Here is a 22,042-nt window from a genome sequence, read left to right as displayed (position 1 = left end):
AATAGTTTTTGTTTTATTGTTATTTTTGCGTCACCATAAAAAACAATAGTAATGAAGACTATTCAATTCAGAGAAGCTATATGTGAAGCCATGAGTGAAGAAATGCGTCGTGATGAAAGCATTTATTTAATGGGTGAGGAAGTAGCTGAATACAACGGAGCCTACAAAGCTTCAAAAGGAATGTTAGATGAGTTTGGCCCTAAGCGTGTAATCGATACGCCCATTGCTGAACTAGGTTTTGCAGGAATCGCTATAGGCTCTACCATGACGGGTAACCGACCTATTGTAGAGTATATGACTTTTAACTTTTCGTTGGTTGGGATTGATCAAATAATAAACAACGCTGCAAAAATCAGACAAATGTCTGGCGGGCAATTTAAGTGTCCAATTGTTTTTAGAGGTCCAACGGCTTCGGCAGGGCAATTAGCTGCAACACATTCACAAGCATTTGAAAGTTGGTTTGCTAATACACCTGGTCTTAAAGTAGTGGTGCCTTCAAATCCTTATGATGCGAAAGGGCTTTTAAAATCGGCAATTCGTGATGACGATCCTGTTATTTTTATGGAAAGCGAACAAATGTATGGTGATAAAGGCGAAGTGCCTGAAGGAGAGTATACTATTCCTTTAGGAGTTGCTGAAATTAAAAGAGAAGGAACCGATGTTACCATTGTATCTTTTGGAAAAATCATCAAAGAGGCTTATAAAGCTGCAGATGAATTAGAAAAAGAAGGTATTTCTTGTGAAATCATTGACTTACGTACCGTTCGTCCATTAGATAAACAAGCTATTTTAGATTCAGTTAAAAAAACAAACCGTTTGGTTGTTTTGGAAGAAGCCTGGCCATTTGGTAATGTCTCAACCGAAATTACTTATATTGTACAATCTGAAGCATTTGATTATTTAGATGCTCCAGTTGTTAAAATCAATACTGCCGATACACCTGCACCTTATTCTCCAGTTTTATTAGAAGAATGGTTGCCTAATAGTGATGAGGTTGTGAAAGCAGTAAAAAAAGTTATGTATAAATAAATCACGTTTTTTTACGTTATATAAACTTCATTGGCAGTAGAGTTGATGAAGTTTTTTTGCTTATGAACCTAAAGCTACTTTATTTGTTTTTTTTCTTTGGGACTATCGGGGTATGGTCACAAACCAAAGTTAGTGGATATGTTTTTGATGAAAGCAATGCGCCAGTCGCATATGCTAATGTGCTATTTAAAGGCACCACCGAAGGCACAATTACTAATGAAGAGGGTAGATTTTATCTTGAATCTACCAATACACAGCAGACATTAGTAGTGTCATTTCTTGGCTACGAAACATTAGAAATAACTTTAGAAAAACGAGTTAATTACGATCTCAACTTTATTTTAAAAGAAGAAGCATCTTCATTAAACGAAGTATTCATAATTACTGGGAAGCAATCCAAAAAGGCGTCAGAAAATCCTGCTATTGCCATTTTGCAGAAAATATGGGAACGTAAAAGAAAAAATGGGGTAAAGCAATTCAAACAGTACCAATACGATAAATACGAAAAAGTAGAGTTTGATCTCAACACCATCGATAGTGCCTTAATAAAGAGTAAACTTTTTAGAGGAATGGAGTTTGTTTTTCAAGAAGTGGATACTTCTCGAATAACGGGTAAAACCTATCTTCCAATCTTTATAAATGAAGCTGTAAGCAAAGTTTATGGCGATAATATCCTTAAAAGAGAGAAAGAAGATTTAAAAGGGAACAAGAATTCTGGGTTTAGCAATAATCAGGTGATTATTGATTTTGTTGGCGATTTGTATTCCGATTTTAATATTTATGACAACTACCTCAAGTTTTTTGATAAGAGCTTTGTAAGCCCATTGTCAAGAACAGGTGTCAGTACTTATAATTATGTACTAAAAGACAGTGCTTTTATTGGTAACAAATGGTGCTACAATATTATCTATTACCCAAGACGAAAAAACGAGTTAACATTTAAAGGTGATTTTTGGGTAAATGACTCTACTTACGCCATTAAGGAAATTAATCTTCAGGCTTCAAAAAGTGCTAATATCAACTGGGTTAAAGAAATTTACATAGAGCAAGAATTTGAGGTTTTAAATGATTCGCTTTTCCTCATAAAGCGTGATTATATGCTCTCTGATTTCGCTTTAAATAAAAAGGAAAAATCACGAGGTGTTTACGGAAAGCGAACCACACTTTATAATAATTATGTGTTCGATGTTACCAAACCTGATAAATTTTACAGCGAGGAAGTTTATAGCTATAATGAAGACATCTATAACCAAGATGATGAATTTTGGGAGCAGAATAGGATGGAAAGCTTAAATAAAGATGAAAAAGGCGTTTACAAAATGCTCGATACACTTAAAACCGTTAAAAAGTTTAAGCGTCTTTACAATTTAGGAAGTATTCTAGCTTCGGGTTATGTTGAGTTTACCAGTATCAACTTCGACTATGGCCCTATTTTTTCAACCTTTGGATTTAATGAAGTTGAAGGTCTTCGTCTGCGTACTGGAGGACGTACCTATTTTGGACCTAACGACCTTTGGCGTTTAGAAGGGTTTGTAGCTTATGGTTTTAGGGATGATAAATTTAAATATGGAATCTCTGGAAAATGGTTAGTCGATAAGAAAAATCGAGTCATTATTTCTGGCGGAAATAGGCGAGATGTTGAACAAATTGGTGCAAATTTAACTTCATCAACAGATGTACTTGGGCGTAGTTTAGCATCTTCATCAGTGGTGGGTACAAGTGCTAATGATAAACTTACTAGTATAAGTCTAACCACATTAGCTGTAGAAACTGAGCCTGTTAAGAATCTTATTTTTAGGTTAAGTGGCACCTATCGAACGTTAGAGTCGGCTTCTGAAACCTTTAGTCTCGATTATAATGATTCTGAAGCACCAACAGGTGTTTCTTCAGAAATAAAACAATACGAAACGGCATTGTCTGTTTCCTATTTTCCTGGACGTAAAAAAACAGGTTTTGGTGTAGAGCGCCACGATGCCAATGATGGTTATGCGAGTTTATTTGCGCAGGTTACACGAGGTGATAAGGCGATATTGGATAGTGATTTTGATTATACCAAAGTGCAATTGTCCTACATACAACCGTGGCAGGTTGGAGGCTTTGGGCGTTTAACAACAACGCTCGAATCTGGTAAAACCTTTGGGGAAGTGCCTTTGGGTTTGTTAAGTGTAGTGCCGGGTAACCAATCGTATTTTTCAATTTACAATACCTTTTCGCAGTTAGATTTTTATGAGTTTGTAACCGATACTTATACCTCATTACATTTAGAACATAATTTTAACGGCCGCATTTTCTCCCGCATCCCATTTCTTAAAAAGTATAATTTAAGGGCCATTGTAGGCTTGCGAGGCGTTTGGGGCGAATTGTCACAAGATAATATCGATTTAAGTACGACAGGAAATCCCATGGAAATCCCCCTAGTAGCCCCTAACAATAAAGTGTATTACGAATACAGTTTTGGGGTTGGTAACATTTTTAAGATTCTACGTATCGACTTTAATTTTAGAGGAAATTACTTAAGCAACCCTGATGCCCGTAGGTTTGGTGTTACGGGTAGTTTTGGGTTTTATTTTTAGGGGGGTAAAAGGTTTGGTCACTAATTTGGCAAATAAGATCTGGCTATAGTTCAATGCGAAGATTTTCAGCAAGGAATTGTAGAAAAAATGACCTGTAGACTGTTATAAGTCTAACATTTATTCAAGACTATCTTTAACATAAATTTTCTTTTCAAAGTAAGTTTTGTACCCTATAACACTATCTATCTTATTTCCATTTTCCATTTTTTTGAATGGTCCATAGGAATACTGTTGATAATAACCTCTAATGGTTTTATCTCCAATAGAATCAAAATATTGACCAATAACCACCAAACTTTCAGGTTCAACTCCCTTAAACCACTTTTTATTAATAGTATCAATAGACAAATCATAAAATGTATCAAGCTCCACTTTTTTCTCATTAGAGAAATCATAGTTATAATTTTTTTCTTGTCTTGCAATAAATGCTCTTAAACGGATAGGATATTCTTTGGAAGGTTTTGACCTCAATTCCACATAACCTCTAATAGGTTCATTTAATTTAATCGTATCTCTATTGAAATAGATTACATCATAAACCGTAAACCGTAAACCTAATTGAAGTAGTGTCATTAATAAATTCTGGTTGTTGATAAATTGAATCTTGATATCTCCAAGCAAGTGTGTCGCCTTTTTTATTCAGGTGCCACACTCTGTTTATTTGTGACTCCCCATAAATAGTAAACCATTCACGGATTTCCCGTAAATCAGAGTCTTTATCATATAATTTCCAAATTCCAAATTTTTGGTTTTCTTCAAATTGTTTTCCTTTTTTAAATAGAAGTCCATTGTCATAAAAATAGTAAACACTATCAAAGTCGACATAGTGAATAGTTTTTTTGAAAACTACTTTTGGTTGATTTAGGTAATATTCTATTGATTCGTCCAGTTTTGTTTCGGATGAACTTTCTTTACAAGCTATTATTGTAAAAGTTAGAATGAATATTATAAGCGAGTTTTTTATCATTGTGTACAATACCTAGATATGTATTGGTTTATATAATTTTACATGCGGTTATTCGAATTTCAACTTTTTTAATAACAAATTCAAATGCTAGTTTTTGGCAACAGCCACAGCAATTTTTGAATCTGCCGTACCATAATATAAAAACCATTGATTTTTAAAAAACACCAAACCTTCAACAAAACAGACCTCATTAACTTCACCTACTTTTTCATAATCCTTATCAGGGTAAATAAAGTAGTCATCAGTTCTTGCAATAAGTTTATAGGGTTCGTTTTTATCAAACAAAGCCTGTGCAGCAGCGTAGGTGAATTTGGGCAAGTTGGGATCATTAAAATTAGCGGCATTACTACCATTATAAATTAGTACAATACCTTCGTCCTTAAATAAGGCATAAGGTCCTGGCTCCACCAAACGGCTATCAAAATAACCCATTCTGGGATGTAGTACGCTAATGGGTTTACCCGATTCGGCATTTTCAGCAACTTCCCAATGAATCAAATCTGTTGAGGTGGCCATAAATAAATTAGTATCGCCATAATACATCCAGTATTTCCCGTTAATTTGCTTGGCAACCATTTTGTTGCCTTGCAATTCACTAACTATGGCTCCAGATTTAGACCAGAGATCTTTGTACTTGCTATTTTTTAAAACCAAACCGTGCTTGGTCCATGTCAATAAATCTTTTGAGGACGCAATGCTTAATCGAGCGGTTTTGCCGTCATAGGAGGTATAGGTCATGATATAATCGCCAGAAGCGCTTTCAACAATTCTAGGATCTTCGGCACCATCAAAGTAATCTTCGTTTGGGTTTAAAGTTTGCGAATTCACTTTTTTGTAATTCCATTCGTATACCTTCATGGAGTCATTATCTGGATAAAACACCGGAGCCTGCATTTTTTCAAAATGTAGTCCGTCATCACTAACCGCCATGCCAATACGCGATGTTCCAAGGCTATCTTGAGCCCTATACATTAAATATACTTTGTCATCCTTTACCACTGCGGTAGGATTAAGGACGTTACGAGCTTCCCACTTTACAGAATTCCCAGTAATGGGATCGGTGAATTCCAATTGATCGGAAGGATTTAAAATAGGATTTAAGCTATCTACTTTTATAAATTCTGGAAATGTCCAATCGGATTCTGTATTTGTTAAGGGTTTTTGACTTTGTTCTTTACAACTCAAAATTATAAATGCACCAACTAAAGCAATTAAAATTCGTTTTTTAATGAAAGAGGTTTTGGTATACATATGCTGTTGAATGTTGGTTTAAAAATTATGTTGAAGTTCGTCTATTTTATTGAGAAAGACAAGTTATAATATGTTGTCCATAGTTAAACACTTATGTATCTTTGCAGTCCTAAAAATAGAATATGACAGCAGCAGGAAAATTAACCTTTGACGTATTAATAGAAATTCCAAAAGGAAGCCGTAATAAATACGAGTATGATTTTGAATTGAAGAAAATTCGTTTTGATCGTTTATTATTTTCATCTATGATGTACCCAGCCGATTACGGATTTATCCCAGAGACCTTGGCTTTAGATGGTGATCCGTTGGATGTATTGGTTTTGGGCACAGAGCCAACATTTCCAATGTGTGTTATGGAAGTAAAGCCTATAGGTGTATTCCATATGGCAGATGAAAAAGGTAATGACGAAAAACTAATTTGTGTACCTGTATCTGACCCTATTTGGAACAGTTTGAATGATTTAACCGATTTGAATCCTCACCAAATCAAGGAAATTGAGCACTTTTTTAAGGTGTATAAAGACCTTGAAAAAAAGAAAGTAGATGTTGAAGGTTGGGGTAACGCCGATGAGGCTTATGATATCCTAAACAAGTGTATTAATCGCTACGAAACCAGCGATTATAAAGCCAAAGGAGGATTTACTATTTAATTAAAGTTAAGACTCCTAATACAAGCAACCCTTTTAACAATGCGTTATAAGGGTTTTTTAATTCGCTTTGTTTTACTACTTTTGCCCAGCAAAATAACAAAACCAATTAAAATGGAATCAAACATGATTTTTGTGCCAATCACTTTGGCAATCGTCGGACTACTTTTTATGTTCGTGAAAATGGCTTGGGTAAAAAAGCAACCAGCTGGAAATGAAAAAATGCAAGGTATTTCTAAAGCCATAAAAGAAGGTGCTTTAGCCTTTTTAAATGCTGAATATCGTTTATTATTAATCTTTGTTGGTATAGCCTCATTGGCATTGTTTGGTATTTCACAAATAGTTGATACAACAAGTTGGATGATTGTTCCAGCCTTTATTTTTGGAGCGGTATTTTCTGCCTTGGCAGGTAATATTGGGATGCGTATAGCAACTGAAGCTAATGCGCGTACTGCCGAAGCTGCAAAAACAAGTTTGCCTCAAGCACTTAAAGTGTCGTTTGGTGGTGGAACTGTAATGGGACTTGGTGTTGCCAGTTTAGCGGTTTTGGGATTAAGTTTATTCTTTATGTTTTTTGTAGGTCAGTTTATGGGCGTAGATGGAAACTTCTATAACAACATGACTGTAGTATTAGAAACGCTTGCCGGGTTTTCTCTTGGTGCAGAATCGATTGCCTTATTTGCTCGTGTAGGAGGAGGTATTTATACCAAAGCTGCCGATGTTGGAGCTGATTTAGTTGGTAAAGTTGAAGCTGGTATTCCAGAAGATGACCCTCGTAATCCTGCAACTATTGCCGATAACGTAGGTGATAATGTTGGAGATGTTGCCGGTATGGGAGCAGATTTATTTGGTAGTTATGTAGCAACGGTTCTTGCCGCTATGGTACTTGGAAATTATTTAATCAAAGACATGTCTATTGATGCACCTTTTACAGATGCATACAATAATATGGGACCAATTTTATTACCGATTGTAATTGCTGGTGTTGGTATTTTAGCTTCAATCATAGGAACATTTTTAGTTAAGATTTCTAATAATAATGCAAAAGAGGCTCAAGTTCAAAAAGCTTTAGATACAGGAAACTGGGTTGCTATCATTTTAACTTTAATAGCGAGCTGGTTCTTAATAGATATGATGTTGCCAGAAACCATGAACATGAAGTTTTTTGGCGAAGGTTATAAAGCGATTCCATCGATAAATGTGTTCTGGTCTGCCTGTATTGGTTTGGCTGTGGGCGCTTTAATTTCGGTTGTAACAGCCTACTATACAAGTTTAGGCAAAAAACCAGTATTAGATATTGTAAAAAACAGTTCTACTGGAGCCGCTACAAATATTATTGCTGGTTTAGCAGTAGGTATGAAATCAACTTTCTTATCAGTTATTCTTTTTGCTGCTGCTATCTATGGGTCGTATGAATTGGCTGGATTCTATGGAGTAGCATTAGCTGCATCTGCAATGATGGCTACTACAGCTATGCAGTTGGCTATTGATGCCTTTGGACCAATTGCCGATAATGCTGGAGGTGTTGCTGAAATGAGTGAATTAGATCCTGAAGTTCGTGAGCGTACTGATATTTTAGATTCTGTTGGTAATACAACAGCAGCTGTTGGTAAAGGTTTTGCCATTGCTTCAGCGGCTTTAACGGCATTAGCTTTATTTGCTGCTTACGTAACCTTTACAGGAATTGATGGAATTAATATTTTTAAAGCTGATGTATTGGCTATGTTATTTGTTGGAGGAATGATACCTGTTATTTTTTCGGCATTGGCTATGCAATCTGTAGGTAAAGCGGCTATGGAAATGGTTCAGGAAGTACGTCGTCAGTTTAGAGAAATTCCAGGAATTATGGAAGGAACGGGCACTCCAGAATACGCAAAATGTGTTGATATTTCTACCAAGGCTGCATTAAAAGAAATGATCTTACCAGGTTTAATTACGATCATTACTCCTATTATTATAGGATTGTTATTTGGTGCAGAACCATTAGGTGGATATATGGCTGGTGTTTGTGTGAGTGGTGTGATGTGGGCTATTTTCCAAAATAATGCTGGTGGTGCTTGGGACAACGCCAAGAAATCATTTGAAGCTGGTGTAGAAATTGATGGTAAAATGACTTACAAAGGTTCTGATGCTCATAAGGCAGCAGTAACTGGTGATACTGTTGGTGATCCATTTAAAGATACTTCTGGACCTTCAATGAACATCCTTATTAAACTTACTTGTTTAGTTGGTTTAGTGATTGCACCAATTTTAGGCGGACATAGTACTGAAGAAGGTTTAGCTATTACTGAAGAGGTAAAAGTATGGATTGATGAAGATGGTGTAAAACACGAAATTAAAGAAGGTGGCGAAATGCACTTTTCTGAAGACGGACAAGGTGATCATCTTCAAAAAGAAGTAAAAGTAGAAATGACTAAAAATGAAGATGGTACTGTGAAAGCCGTCGTAACCACTACGACTACCGAAAATGGTGAAGCGGTTACAAAAGAAGATATTTTTGAAGGTACAAAAGAAGAAGTTGATGCTAAATTGAAAGCTTTAAAAGATGCTGAAGTAAAGGTCGAAACCAATTCTAAAGTAATGAAAAAAGTAATTAAGGAAGTTGAAGAGAAAAATTAACAACCCTTGATTTATAAAATAAAAAACCACGCCAAAGCGTGGTTTTTTTATTTAAAATGATTATTTATTTTTCTTAAAATAACCCATGTATTTCCGCATCGATTTTATTAATAATGCTTCCTAGGTCTTCAGGGTTGCTTACAAAATCTAAATGATCTACATCAACAATCAATAACTTGCCTTTATCATAACCGTGGATCCAAGCTTCGTAGCGTTCGTTCAAACGACTTAAATAGTCTATGCTTATGGAGTTTTCATAATCACGTCCGCGTTTGTGAATCTGTGACACTAAATTTGGGATTGAACTGCGTAAATAAATCAGTAAGTCGGGACCTTTAACAAACGATTCCATTAAATCAAAAAGCGATCTATAATTTTCAAAATCACGATTGGTCATTAAGCCCATGGCATGTAAGTTTGGTGCAAATATGTGGGCATCTTCATAAATGGTCCTGTCTTGAATGATATCTTTTCCACTTTGTCTAATCTGCCCAACTTGTCTAAAACGGCTATTTAAAAAGTACACTTGTAAATTAAAGCTCCAACGCTCCATTTGATTGTAAAAATCATCCAAATATGGATTATCTACAACATCCTCCAATTGAGGTTCCCATTTGTAATGTTTGGCTAATAATTTTGTGAGTGTGGTTTTTCCAGCACCAATGTTTCCTGCTACTGCAACATGCATATATTAATTGATTTTTAGTTGGAACTGATGAAGCATTTCATCGTCGTAAATATACAAGGTTTCATTGGTCAATAAAAACCGATTTATTAACAATTCTGGTAAATTAATAGGACTTAAAACTTCACTGTCTTTAGATAAATAATAAAGCTTCTGGTCCGATTTAAGCATAATATTGCCATTGTTTTCACTCATCTCCGTAAAGCCATTATTTTTAAGTTTCGAAATGACACTTCCAAAATAATTATAGGTATAAAGATGATTTTCAGTAAGTAACCAACAATAGTTGTAATTGCTTTTCATATCCAAAACGTTAGATTGAACAGGGACAGCAGTTGCTCTTACTTTGTCAGCCTTATAATCATAAAGTTCAAGCTGTTGGTTGTCTTGATTAAAAATCCAAAGGGTATTATCATATCCAGTAGAAATATGCGACACATTTTTATAAGGCTGTTTGGTATTGAAATCGATTTTAAAGATTTCAGCAAGACGATTATCCAAAATAATGGCCGTATTAAAGTTTTTGTAAAACAGATTTATTTTTAGCGGATTAAAAGCATTTGCAGTGCTAATAGAACCGAGTTGAATATTACTGTAGGTGAGCGTTGAGGTGTTGTCGGTTTTACTAAATATATTTTGTTGAATAGAATAACGTGTCCCAAAATTATCTATTCCAATTAAGGTTTGCTGTTCAATAGGCGTGGTTGATTTCAGAGTAGCCGTAATTTGTTGCTGCCCAAATACTGAAAATGAAATCAAACTTAATATGTAAATGCAGTGTTTCATATAGGGTTTGAAAATTACAAAAATCAAACCACTTTTATACTATGAGTTTATACCCAAATCCTCTAACATTTAAAATTTGAATACTTTCGTCTCGCTGAAGTTTTTTTCGAAGTTTGGATATAAACACATCCATACTGCGAGCATTGAAAAAATCGTCATTTCCCCAAAGTTTATTTAGTATCAGTGAACGATCAAGGACTTGGTTTTTGTTTTTAATCAAATGAAAAAGTAAATGCGCTTCTCGGTGCGTGAGTTGTATTGGAGTGTCTTCATTAAATTGAAGCGTTTGTTTTGGAAAATCAAATGTATAATTACCAAGTTTTAAAATTTCAGAAGCTTTTTGAAGCTTTGTCCGGTTGAGCAAATTGTTTATCCTAACAATTAACTCTTCCATACTAAATGGCTTTTTGAGGTAATCATTTCCACCTACTGTAAAACCTTCAACGACGTCCTGTGTTTGGGATTTTGCGGTCAAGAAAATAATAGGAATGGTGTCATCAATGGCTCTAACTTCTTTAGCCAAAGTAAACCCATCTTTTTTGGGCATCATCACGTCTAATACTAAAATTTCGGGTTGATGAGATTTGTAAACTTCAAATGCTTTTTCTCCATTTTCGCATAACAGTACCTTAAAGTTTCTGGTTTCCAAACTTTCTTTGATGATCATGCCTAATGCTGGTTCATCTTCTGCTAATAATATGGTAGTTAAAGCTATACTCATTAGTGTTTTGGCATGGTTACTTTAAATATCGTTTTAGTATTAGTTAATTCGACATGAATACTGCCGCCATGTTTTTCAATAATTTTTTTAGTGTAGTAAAGGCCAATTCCAAAACCTTTCACATCGTGGGTGTTTCCTTTTGAAATGCGATAAAATTTTTCAAATATTCGTTCTTTATTGGCTTTGGTTATGGTGTTGCCATTATCAGAAATTGAGACCGTAAATGCAAACGAATTTTCCTCAATGCTCACCAGAATTTCATCTCCACCATATTTAATGGCATTGTCTAAAATATTGTTGATGGCGTTTTCAAAATGAAATACATCCACAATGGCTTCAATTATTTCTGACTGGTTATTAAGTTGTATGGTTTTGGAATTGGTATGCATCTTATGTTTGTCAACAAGATGCCCAATGACTTCAACTATATCAATGGATTCTTTATTGAGGTCTAGGCTGTCACTGTCTAAAGTTGCGGTCTCTAGTAACTTTTCAACCATGGTATTGAGTTTAGAGAGTTGACCCGATGATAGGTCTAAATACCGTTTGGTTTTTTCTTTATCGTCTATTGTATTAAAATCTTTAATGCTTTCTAGCGCTACGCCAATAGTCGCTATTGGAGTTTTAAATTCATGTGTGATATTGCTAATAAGATCATTTTTAACTTCAGCTAATTGCTTTTGGCGTTGTATGATCTTTAAAAGATAAAATAATGAGCTAATCACTGCCAAAATCAGTAAAGTTGAAATCAAGATGCCCCCTAAAATCCGTTGTAGGATCATTCGTGTTTCATTGGTAAAGAACAAAGTTAAGGTGCTACCTTTAGGTAAAAAGGTAGATTTTGATGTAGCCTGTAAAAGATTAGTTTTTGAATGTGTTACTTCCGAATTGTTTGCTAATGAATCAGGCCAAACACGATTAAGTTGGTGCGAATTTTTAAATGAAACCCAATAAGAAAATTTAAGCTGCTTTCGTTTAAATTCACTTTTTATAAGCGAATCCAAATTTTTAAGAACTAGTGAATCATTACTAATAGAGATCACTATTTTCGATGTAAGCCGTTGTATTTGTCTTAATTTAATTGAATCGGATGGAGGATGAAGGAATTCAAATTCTTGATGGCTAGAATCAGGCGCTTGCCGTCTTTTATACACGGGTTTTCGCATTAAAGAATCAGCCTTCAAGCCTTTAAAGACAGAAACACCTTGAAGGGTTTCAAATTCAAGGCTGTCGAGATTTTTAAACTTTTTATGACCCTTATCTAATGAGGCAAAAATAGTTTGAAAGGTTTTGCCCTTAATGCTGTCGTTTCCGCCAATACTATCAAATGCAAATCCAATGGTTGTTTGTTCGGCTAATTGGGCATAATAATCATCAACGGCTTTGTCTAGACTTATTTGAACATCATTAATAAGCTGTTGTTTATTGATGAGATAATTCTTATAATTCCAATAGACCTGTATTACTATTGTGCTTAATATTACAACAGCAATAAAGTAAAGCGTTATCTTATATCTGGAATCATTCATAGTTCAAAAGTAAATGTTAAAATTGAATAAGTTTCTATCGCTTAACACACGTTAACACTCATTAACTTTAAATGATTATAAAACCCGCCATATTTGTAATAGAATTAATCAAAAAACCTATAGATTATGAATACAATTATTAAAGTTATTATGTTTTTCTTGGCATTTAGCTTCACTACAACAAATGCTCAAGATTTTCAAGGTGTGGCAACCTATAAGTCCAAAAGAAAAGTAGATATTAAACTTGATAGTACACAGGTGAATTCTGAAATGCATCAACGTATGATGGAAATGATGAAAAAGCAGTTTGAAAAAACGTATAATTTGTCATTTAATAAAGAAGCATCTATTTATAAGGAAGAAGAATCGTTAGCGCCCCCTCGGCCTAGTGGAATGCAATTTGTAATGGTAAATACTAGTGGTTCGGATATTTTATATAAGAACTTGAAGGAGCAACGATTTACTAATCAAAATGATGTGTTTGGTAAAATCTTCCTGATTAAAGATGAACTTAAAACCATTGACTGGAAGCTCGAGTCAGAGTCTAAAAATATTGGAAATTACACCTGCTTTAAAGCAACTACAACCCGCGAACGCCCTAAAGTTGTTGGGGGAATAAGTATTAATGGAGATAAGGATCTTGATGCCGACTCCAATAAGACTCCTGAAATGGAAACCATCACAATTACGGCATGGTATACTCCCCAAATTCCTATTACTACAGGTCCTGGCAATTACCATGGGCTACCTGGTTTAATATTAGAAGTCAACGATGGTTCTGAAACGGTTATTTGTAGTAAAATTGTAATAAATCCTGAAGATCAGATCTCTATAGATGAACCTAAAAAGGGAAAGGTTGTAACCCAAAGTGAATTTGATGAAATCATGGAAAAGAAGATGAAAGAAATGCGAGAACGCCGTAATTCAGAGCGAAGAGATGGTCATGAAGTACAAATTAGAATAGGGGGGTAATTAATTCTAGGGGTTTTCATTTTCAAAATTAAACTTTCTTTGGTTTATGAAGTCTAACCTGGTGTTAATGCACTAGTTTTAACACCAAACTATAGAAAATAAATCATGAGAACAATGTCTATTAAACTTTGTATAGCATTTATATGTTGTATTAGCTTTACATTATCAGCCCAAGATTTTCAAGGGATTGCGTATTATCAATCAAAAACAACCATAGATATGGATGGATTTGGAGGTAGGCAAATGAGCGAGGAACAAAAGCGTCAAATTGCAGAGCGCATGAAAAGCATGTTCGAAAAAACGTATGTGCTAACTTTTAATAGAGCTGAATCTATTTACAGAGAAGAAGAAAAACTTGAAACTCCTGGTGCTGGTGGCGGAATGCGATTTGGTGGCTTTATGAGTAGTTTTACCGGGGGGCCACAGTATAAAAATGTTAAAGAGTCTCAATTATTGCAGGAACAAGAGTTTTTTGGCAAGCAATTTTTGGTAACCGATTCATTACCTGCCCTCAAATGGACAATGGAAAGTGAAACAAAACAAATTGGTCAATATTTGTGCTTTAAGGCAACCGCAATAAAATCGGTGGATGAAATGGATATGACCAGTTTTAGAAGACGCGACAGAGATAATGAAGAGAAAAAAGAAGGGGATGAAAAAGCAGACAGTTCTAAAACCAATAATCCAATTGCCGAAGTTGAAGTCCCTAAACAAATTATAGTAACGGCTTGGTATACGCCTCAAATCCCAGTCAATCAAGGTCCGGGAGAATATTGGGGATTGCCAGGATTAATTTTGGAAGTCAATGCCGATAGAACTACGATTTTATGTTCAAAAATTGTTATAAACCCACAAGAAAAGCAAGAAATAAAAATGCCTTCAAAAGGAAAGAAGGTTACAAGGGATGAGTATAATGCCATTATGAAAGAAAAAATTGAAGAAATGAGAGAGAATTTTGGAGGACGTAATAGAGGTAACTTCAGAAGAAATTAATGCGAATGCATCCCTACTTAAATCAATCAAAAACACATTCATGAAAAAAATTTTATGCATTATGCTGCTATGCGCAGCCGGACAATCTTTTGCTCAAATTAGAGTAGAAGGTGTTGTTAAAGATAGTATAGGAACACCGTTGGAGTTGGCCAATGTTATCGCCATAAACCAAGAAACTAAAGCCTTGGAGTCTTATGCTATCACCAACGATGAAGGTCGATATAAATTAAATTTGGGCAAGAATGCCGAGTATAGTATCCAGGTAAGTTATATAGGGATGCGAACCTTAACCCAAACCATTACTACAAAAGAAGAGCATATAGATCGTGACTTTTCTCTCGAAGTTGATAATTCTTTGGATGAGATTGAACTTACATATGAAATGCCTGTAACTATCAAAGGAGATACTTTAATATATAATGCCGACTCATTTAATAAAGGTACAGAACGAAAACTTGAGGATGTTTTAAAAAACCTTCCTGGGGTGGAAATTAATGATGATGGTCAAATTGAAGTTGAAGGTAAGGTGGTTTCAAAAGTGATGGTCGATGGTAAGGACTTTTTTGATGGTGACACAAAAATGGCTACTAAAAACATCCCTTCCAATGCAGTTGATAAAGTTCAGGTATTAAAAAACTTTGCTGAAGTTGGGCAATTAAGTGGCGTCACCAATAATCAGGATAATATTGCCATAAATATTAAATTAAAAGAAGGTAAAAAGAATTTTTGGTTTGGTAATATTACCGCTGGAGGAGGAAGCTCGGTCGATCAAGGATTGTATTTAGTACAGCCTAAACTGTTTTACTATAGTCCAAAATACAGCGTGAATTTTATAGGCGATTTAAACAATACAGGAGAAGTTGCGTTTACGCGTCGTGATTATTTCAATTTTTCGGGAGGGTTTAGACCGCCCAGTCGTCAAAGTGGAACTAGTATCAATCTAGGGAATAATAATCTTGGATTTTTAGCTATGCAGAATAACCGTGCAAAGGATATTAATACCAAGTTTGGTGCTGCTAATTTTAGCTACTCACCAAAGAAAATATTAGACATAAGCGGTTTCGCCATTTTTTCTAATAGTAAAACAGAATTGCAGGAAAATAACTCAATTACATATACCGATCAAGGTCTAGGGATTCCTGACGAAAATACCCAAAGTAATACCACTCAGCGCAGTGATTTGGGCATGTTGAAATTCAGCACTAAATATAAACCAAACACAAGCAATCAATTAGATTATGACATTTTAGGTCGAATTTCTAAAGAAGAACAAGATCAAAATTATTTTTCTTCGGTCATAGGAAATATAGACCAATTGGAAAATACGAGTCCATATAGCATAAATCAAAATTTCAACTATTATTATACCTTAAACGAAACCAACATTTTTGCACTAGAAGCACAACATTTATTGCAAGATGAAGATCCTTTTTATAACGCTATTTTAGAGGATAAGACCAATTATATGAACACCGCTGATGGATTGGGATTAGATAATAACCAATCCAGTTATAATATTGTACAAGATAAGCGTGTAAAATCTAATCAATTGGATGCCAAATTAGATTATTGGAATGTGCTCAATCAAAAAAGTAATATCAATTTAACTCTTGGAACCATTTTAAGCAGACAGCAATTTGATTCTGAAATTTTTCAGTTTTTAGATGATGATTCAAAGTTTGAACCTACCCCTAATTTTAACGATGGTCTGGATACAAACGATACCGATTATTATTTTAGCGATTTGTATTTAGGCTTTCATTACCGATTTAAAACCGGTATGTTTACTTTCAATCCTGGTGTTTCTGCACATGTATTTAGTACAAAGAATACCCAATTCAATGTCACCTATAAAGATAATTTCTTTAAGATTTTGCCAGATTTTGACATGCGTATGGAATTGAAAAAGAGCGAGAACATTACTTTACGATATAATATGCAAACCCAGTTTACCGACGTTACAAATTTAGCAAGAGGTTTGGTGCTCAATAACTACAATTCATTGTATTTTGGTAATGAAGCATTAGATAATTCCATATCGCATAATATAAATCTATCGTATTTCAGCTTCAATATGTTTAACTATACCAATGTTCATGGTATGATTAGTTATAGAAAGAGTATTGACCAAATTAGAAGTTTGACCAATTTTGAAAGTGTAATTAGAACCAATTCGCCCTTTAATTCGTCTTTTGCTGATGAATCAGTCTCTGCAAATGGTCGTTTTCAGAGAAGGTTTGGAAAAATTCAGGCATCAATTAACGGAAATTTCAACTATTCAAAATTCAATCAATTTATTCAAAATCAGCGTTCAGTAAATGAGAATTATTCACATAGCTACCGTGCCGAGGTTCGTACAAATTTCAAAGACGCACCAAATGTTGAAATTGGTTACCGCTATGCTATTTCAGATAATGACCAGGGAGCAACACGTACGAAGTTTTATACTAAAGCACCCTCAATAGAGTTTGATGCCTACATCTGGAAAAAGTTGACTTTTAGAACCGATTATTCTTATAATAATTTTAGTGATGAAGATGGAACCATCAACGATTTTCAATTTTGGAATGCATCCCTGTCGTATCGAAAAGATCGCGACGCCAAATTTGAATATGAAGTAAAAGCAACCAATTTATTAGACACAAGATCACAAAGTCAGAGTAATAGCAATGCCTTTTCAGTAAGCGCCACAGAATACTTTATTCAGCCTCGGTTTGTCACCTTCAGGTTGCGATATGAATTATAAATAAAAAAGCCTTCTTTCATTGAAGGCTTTTTTATTTTTAACATTTTATATCCTAAAATAGTAGTATTTTGGAAGCCTGAACCATTAACATTATATTTTAAAATGAAGTATTTAAAAAGACTAATGCTCTCTGCTGTTTTGTTATCAACCTTAACGATTCACGCTCAAGATAGTAGGGAAGTAATTGACAATATTATTAAAGAGGCTAATGAAAATTCGCAATTAGAAGTTTTAGCTTACGAGCTTTTAGATGTGATTGGGCCTAGATTGGTAGGTACCCCACAAATGAAAGTTGCTCATGATTGGGCGATTACTAAATATAGCGGTTGGGGTATTCCAGCTAGAAATGAAAAGTGGGGTGAATGGCGCGGCTGGGAGCGCGGCATCACTCATATAGATATGGTCTCACCTAGAGTGGAGAGTTTAAATGGAACCCAGTTAGCTTGGAATCCAAGTACAGGTAGTAAAGGAATAACTGCCGAAGTTATTATCATACCTACACTAAAGGATGAGGCAGATTTTCAAAACTGGTTACCAAAAGTGAAAGGTAAGATTGTAATGATATCAATGATGCAGCCTACGGGCCGTCCAGATTATAACTGGGAAAAATTTGCCACTGAAGCTTCATTTGAAAAAATGAAAAATGACAGAGATTCGATGACTTCAGAATGGAATAAAAATATTGCCCGAACAGGTTACAACAGCAGAAGTATATCAGAAGCTTTAGAAAATGCTGGAGCGGCTGGGATTGTGACGTCCTATTGGTCCAGAGGTTTTGGTGCAAACAAAATATTTAGTTCAAGAACAAAGAAAATACCAACTATAGAATTGGAATTAGAGGATTATGGAATGCTTTATAGATTAGCTCAATATGGGAGTCAGCCTAAAATTAAAGTCGTTGCCGAGTCAAAAGAATTGGGTGTTGTGCCAACCTTTAATACTATTGCAGAAATCAAGGGCACAGAAAAACCAGAAGAGTATGTGATTCTTTCAGCACATTTAGATTCATGGGATGGTGCACAAGGTGCAACAGATAATGGAACTGGTACGATGGTTATGATGGAAGCGATGCGTATTCTCAAAAAAATGTATCCTAATCCAAAACGTACAATTTTGGTAGGTCACTGGGGAAGTGAGGAGCAAGGTTTAAATGGTTCTCGAGCTTTTGTTGAGGATCATCCCGAAATAGTAGCTAATGTTCAAGCCTTGTTTAATCAGGATAATGGTACGGGTCGTGTTAAAGACATTTCTGGAGCTGGCTTTTTACATTCGTATGAATATTTAACCAGATGGTTACACGAAGTACCTAGAGAAATTACGAGTGAGATAGAAACTGAGTTTCCAGGCTCACCAAGTAGTGGCGGTTCAGATAATGCTTCTTTCGTTGCCGCAGGAGCACCAGCCTTTAATTTAAGCTCATTGAGTTGGGATTACGGTACTTATACTTGGCATACCAATAGAGATACTTATGATAAAATTGTATTTGATGATGTTAGAAGCAATGTCATTCTTACAGCTATATTAGCTTACATGGCATCTGAAGATCCTAATACAACCTCAAGAGAGCGAATCATTTTACCGATGAGCAGACGTACTGGAGAGCAACAAACTTGGCCTAGTCAACGTTCACCAACTCGAAAAGGCGGAATAGATTAATAATTAAAACCTCAACCAAGTGTTGAGGTTTTTTTATGATTTCTTTTTAGATAATGCCACTAAACCCAATATTGGTCCTATGGCCAAAAGTAGGTACATGTAATTTGTGTTTGCCAAATTATAAATTGTATTCAAAATTTGAATACTTATTATGGTAATTGTAAAGCCTATGCAGTTAACAATGGTTAAGGCCGTACCTTTAATTTTTGCATCTGCATTTTGAGCCACTAGCGTAGAAAACATTGGGGAATCTGCTATAACAACAATACCCCAAAACAGTAAAAAACTTATAAAACCTGGTATTGAATTTACCTCAAACATGAGTGGAGAAACAAGGCAACATAAACAAGATAATAACAATGCGGTGTAAGCTGTTTTTTTTGCGCCAATGTATTGTGATATATAGCCGCCTACAACACAAGATAATCCACCTATGGCAATAATAAAAAATGATAAAATTGGAATATTCAGCTGGCTTTCAGGATGCAGTACAGTGTAGTATTTTAACATCACTGGAACAAAAGCCCAAAATGCGTACAATTCCCACATATGTCCAAAATATCCAAATGCAGCCGCTCTAAAGCTCGAATTTTTAAACACTTTAGAAAAAGCTGAAACATCAAGTGTCATACTTTGCTTTCGATAAGGGCCGTCGGGAACTAGAAAAATCATCACTAATCCTCCCGTAATGGCCAGAATGCTCGTAACGATAATTACATAATGCCATGAGAAGGTGTATAAATAACCTCTCAATATATGTGGAAACGCAGTACCAAGCACTAAAGCACCAACTAAAAACCCTAATGCTTTTCCAAGACCTTTGTCATAGTAATCTGCAGAAATTTTCATTCCAACAGGATAAATACCCGCTAGGAAAAATCCAGTAAGCACCCGAAAAGACATTAGGCTAATAAAATTATTGAAATCGAATAGCATCGATAAATTGAAAAGCGCTCCCAATACGGCACTTGCAAAGAATACTTTAGAAGGTGAAAATCGATCTGATACTGTCAATATTGCAAAGGTTAACGTGCCAAGGATAAAGCCTAACTGTACAGCCGAAGTTAGATGACCTAAACTAGATTGACTAAGATTAAAATCAGTAATGAGATCAATCATAATTCCGTTGCCAGCAAACCAAAGTGATGTACAACAAAATTGAGAGAATACTATTAAAGGGAGTATCCTCTTTTTAATATTTGATGCAGTTAATTGATCGCTGACCATAGTAAAGTATTAAGTCTTTGGCTTCAAAACGCCAAAACTTTAAACTAATGTCGTGTATTTTGTTTAGACGGTCAAGAACCAATAAAAAAGTCTTGCATTTTTTTAATACAAGACTTTAATTATTCCTATAAATTGTTGGATTATAGATCAAAGGCCAATTTGACCTTATCAACATAATCCAGTTTTTCCCATGTAAACAGTTCTACTTCTTTTTCAACTTTTCCAGAATAAGGGCTTTCAAATACCTTAACTAATGTTCTAGGTGTTTTTCCCATATGTCCATAAGCAGCTGTTTCCAAATAAATTGGATTTCGAAGTTTTAATCGTTCTTCAATAGCGGCTGGACGCATATCAAATAATTTTGAAACCGTTTGGGCAATTTCCCCGTCAGTTAAATTTAAAGGGCAAGTTCCATAAGTGTCAATAAATATTGAAGTAGGCTCAACCACTCCAATAGCATAACTCACTTGAACAAGTACTTCTTCACATAGCCCAGAAGCCACTAAATTTTTAGCGATATGTCTTGCGGCATAAGCAGCGCTTCTATCTACTTTACTAGGGTCTTTTCCTGAAAACGCACCGCCACCATGAGCACCTTTGCCACCATAAGTATCGACAATTATTTTTCTTCCAGTAAGACCTGTATCTCCATGTGGTCCTCCAATAACGAACTTTCCAGTAGGATTAATATGGTATTCGATATCATCATTAAACAAATTTTGAACATAATCGGGTAATTGATTTATTACTCTAGGTATTAAAATTTTAATGATGTCTTCCCTTATTTTTTTAAGCATTTCTGCTTCGGCTGCTTTTTTATCGACTTGTGTATTTGATTTAGGTAATACAAACTCATCATGTTGAGTGGATATCACAATAGTTACAATTCGTTGAGGCGTATTATCATCGCCGTATTCAATAGTTACTTGACTCTTTGCATCGGGACGTAAGTAAGGAATATCTTTGCCTTCACGACGTAATTCAGCTAAAACTTGAAGGATTTTATGTGAAATATCCAATGCCAAAGGCATATAATTTTCGGTTTCATTTGTAGCGTAGCCAAACATCATCCCTTGATCCCCAGCGCCTTGCTCATCTTTATCGCCTCTATCAACCCCTTGATTGATGTCTTGTGATTGTTCATGAATTAAAGAAATCACACCACAAGAGTCACCAGAAAACTGATAGGCCCCTTTGGTGTAGCCAATGTTGTTAATTACTGTTCTTGCAATTTCCTGAACATCTAAATAAGTTTTGCTTTTCACCTCTCCGGCTAGTACAACTTGACCTGTGGTGACCAGTGTTTCACAGGCAACTTTAGATTCGGGATCAAAGGCTAAAAAATGATCGAGTAAGGCATCACTTATTTGGTCTGCAACTTTATCTGGGTGACCTTCAGAAACACTTTCCGAAGTAAATAAATATGGCATATAGGTCTATATTTTTGGTTAAATTACGGAAAATAACTGATACGGAACCTAATACTAAAGTAGTGATGTGAAACTGCTTTAGCATTTTTTAATGAGGTCGCAATCAGACAAATTTTTCCTCTATTTTCAGGCGCAAAAATACATATTAAATTAAAGATAGAAAAGAACTAATTAGGAAATAATAAAGCCTTTGAAAAATGAATTTCAAAGG

General features: G+C 35.1%; 17 protein-coding genes. 8 read left to right on the top strand and 9 right to left on the bottom strand.

Annotated elements, in window-relative coordinates:
- The first annotated feature begins 51 nt into the window (after nt 1–51).
- Together ACFO5O_RS08860 and ACFO5O_RS08855 are read left to right on the top strand one after the other, a co-directional pair.
- On the top strand, nt 52–1,029 hold the full coding sequence (locus ACFO5O_RS08860; protein ID WP_387962933.1) for a pyruvate dehydrogenase complex E1 component subunit beta: 978 nt from the start codon (nt 52–54) through the stop codon (nt 1,027–1,029).
- A 62-nt stretch (nt 1,030–1,091) separates the two neighbouring features.
- Nucleotides 1,092–3,602, top strand: a complete 2,511-nt coding sequence (locus tag ACFO5O_RS08855; RefSeq protein ID WP_387962931.1) for a DUF5686 and carboxypeptidase-like regulatory domain-containing protein — start codon at nt 1,092–1,094, stop codon at nt 3,600–3,602.
- Between the two features lie 117 nt (nt 3,603–3,719).
- Here the strand turns inward: ACFO5O_RS08855 and ACFO5O_RS08850 are convergent, their stop codons facing one another.
- From ACFO5O_RS08850 to ACFO5O_RS08840, 3 genes are all read right to left on the bottom strand, one after another.
- On the bottom strand, nt 3,720–4,175 hold the full coding sequence (locus tag ACFO5O_RS08850) for a hypothetical protein (protein WP_387962930.1): 456 nt from the start codon (nt 4,173–4,175) through the stop codon (nt 3,720–3,722).
- A complete protein-coding gene (locus ACFO5O_RS08845) occupies nt 4,135–4,569 on the bottom strand; it encodes a hypothetical protein (RefSeq protein WP_387962929.1) in 435 nt (144 codons plus the stop codon). Before ACFO5O_RS08845 ends, ACFO5O_RS08850 begins: the two co-directional genes overlap by 41 nt.
- An 87-nt stretch (nt 4,570–4,656) precedes the next feature.
- Entirely contained in the window at nt 4,657–5,820 is a 1,164-nt protein-coding gene (locus tag ACFO5O_RS08840; RefSeq protein WP_387962927.1) for a glycoside hydrolase family 130 protein, read from the bottom strand.
- 122 nt (nt 5,821–5,942) lie between these two features.
- Between ACFO5O_RS08840 and ACFO5O_RS08835 the strand changes: the two genes are divergently transcribed.
- A complete protein-coding gene (locus tag ACFO5O_RS08835) occupies nt 5,943–6,470 on the top strand; it encodes an inorganic diphosphatase (RefSeq protein ID WP_387962925.1) in 528 nt (175 codons plus the stop codon).
- 111 nt (nt 6,471–6,581) lie between these two features.
- Complete coding sequence (locus tag ACFO5O_RS08830) at nt 6,582–9,086, top strand: sodium-translocating pyrophosphatase (RefSeq protein WP_387962923.1); 2,505 nt, start codon at nt 6,582–6,584, stop codon at nt 9,084–9,086.
- Between the two features lie 73 nt (nt 9,087–9,159).
- On the opposite strand, the gene ACFO5O_RS08825 is transcribed toward ACFO5O_RS08830, so the two are convergent.
- Genes ACFO5O_RS08825 through ACFO5O_RS08810 form a run of 4 tightly spaced genes read right to left on the bottom strand, consistent with a single transcriptional unit; the run spans nt 9,160 to nt 12,807 of the window.
- A complete protein-coding gene (locus ACFO5O_RS08825; RefSeq protein WP_387962921.1) occupies nt 9,160–9,774 on the bottom strand; it encodes a deoxynucleoside kinase in 615 nt (204 codons plus the stop codon).
- Between the two features lie 3 nt (nt 9,775–9,777).
- Nucleotides 9,778–10,557, bottom strand: a complete 780-nt coding sequence (locus tag ACFO5O_RS08820; protein ID WP_387962919.1) for a hypothetical protein — start codon at nt 10,555–10,557, stop codon at nt 9,778–9,780.
- 34 nt (nt 10,558–10,591) lie between these two features.
- Nucleotides 10,592–11,278: a response regulator transcription factor gene (locus ACFO5O_RS08815; protein WP_387962917.1), complete on the bottom strand. Its 687-nt coding sequence runs from the start codon at nt 11,276–11,278 to the stop codon at nt 10,592–10,594.
- On the bottom strand, nt 11,278–12,807 hold the full coding sequence (locus tag ACFO5O_RS08810; protein ID WP_387962915.1) for a sensor histidine kinase: 1,530 nt from the start codon (nt 12,805–12,807) through the stop codon (nt 11,278–11,280). The genes ACFO5O_RS08815 and ACFO5O_RS08810 overlap by 1 nt, the downstream gene beginning before the upstream one ends.
- Before the next feature lie 126 nt (nt 12,808–12,933).
- On the opposite strand from ACFO5O_RS08810, the gene ACFO5O_RS08805 reads away from it, so the two are divergent.
- The 4 genes from ACFO5O_RS08805 to ACFO5O_RS08790 all read left to right on the top strand — a co-directional run bounded on the left by ACFO5O_RS08805 (nt 12,934) and on the right by ACFO5O_RS08790 (nt 19,174).
- Complete coding sequence (locus ACFO5O_RS08805; RefSeq protein WP_387962913.1) at nt 12,934–13,779, top strand: GLPGLI family protein; 846 nt, start codon at nt 12,934–12,936, stop codon at nt 13,777–13,779.
- A 114-nt stretch (nt 13,780–13,893) separates the two neighbouring features.
- Nucleotides 13,894–14,772, top strand: a complete 879-nt coding sequence (locus ACFO5O_RS08800; RefSeq protein ID WP_387962911.1) for a GLPGLI family protein — start codon at nt 13,894–13,896, stop codon at nt 14,770–14,772.
- A gap of 40 nt (nt 14,773–14,812) precedes the next feature.
- The gene (locus ACFO5O_RS08795; protein ID WP_387962909.1) at nt 14,813–17,518 is read left to right on the top strand and encodes a carboxypeptidase regulatory-like domain-containing protein; all 2,706 of its coding nucleotides are present in this window, start codon (nt 14,813–14,815) and stop codon (nt 17,516–17,518) included.
- Nucleotides 17,519–17,620: 102 nt separating this feature from the next.
- Entirely contained in the window at nt 17,621–19,174 is a 1,554-nt protein-coding gene (locus ACFO5O_RS08790; protein WP_387962907.1) for a M20/M25/M40 family metallo-hydrolase, read from the top strand.
- 33 nt (nt 19,175–19,207) lie between these two features.
- Here ACFO5O_RS08790 and ACFO5O_RS08785 read toward each other — a convergent pair whose 3' ends face one another.
- A complete protein-coding gene (locus ACFO5O_RS08785) occupies nt 19,208–20,401 on the bottom strand; it encodes an MFS transporter (RefSeq protein ID WP_387962905.1) in 1,194 nt (397 codons plus the stop codon).
- 140 nt (nt 20,402–20,541) lie between these two features.
- The gene (metK, locus tag ACFO5O_RS08780) at nt 20,542–21,831 is read right to left on the bottom strand and encodes a methionine adenosyltransferase (RefSeq protein WP_387962903.1); all 1,290 of its coding nucleotides are present in this window, start codon (nt 21,829–21,831) and stop codon (nt 20,542–20,544) included.
- Between the last annotated feature and the right edge of the window lie 211 nt (nt 21,832–22,042).

Source organism: Geojedonia litorea, from assembly GCF_042654525.1.
Taxonomy (GTDB): domain Bacteria; phylum Bacteroidota; class Bacteroidia; order Flavobacteriales; family Flavobacteriaceae; genus Geojedonia; species Geojedonia litorea.
The sequence above is the reverse complement of the archived record's forward strand: the minus strand, read 5'-3'. Positions and strand labels throughout refer to the sequence as shown.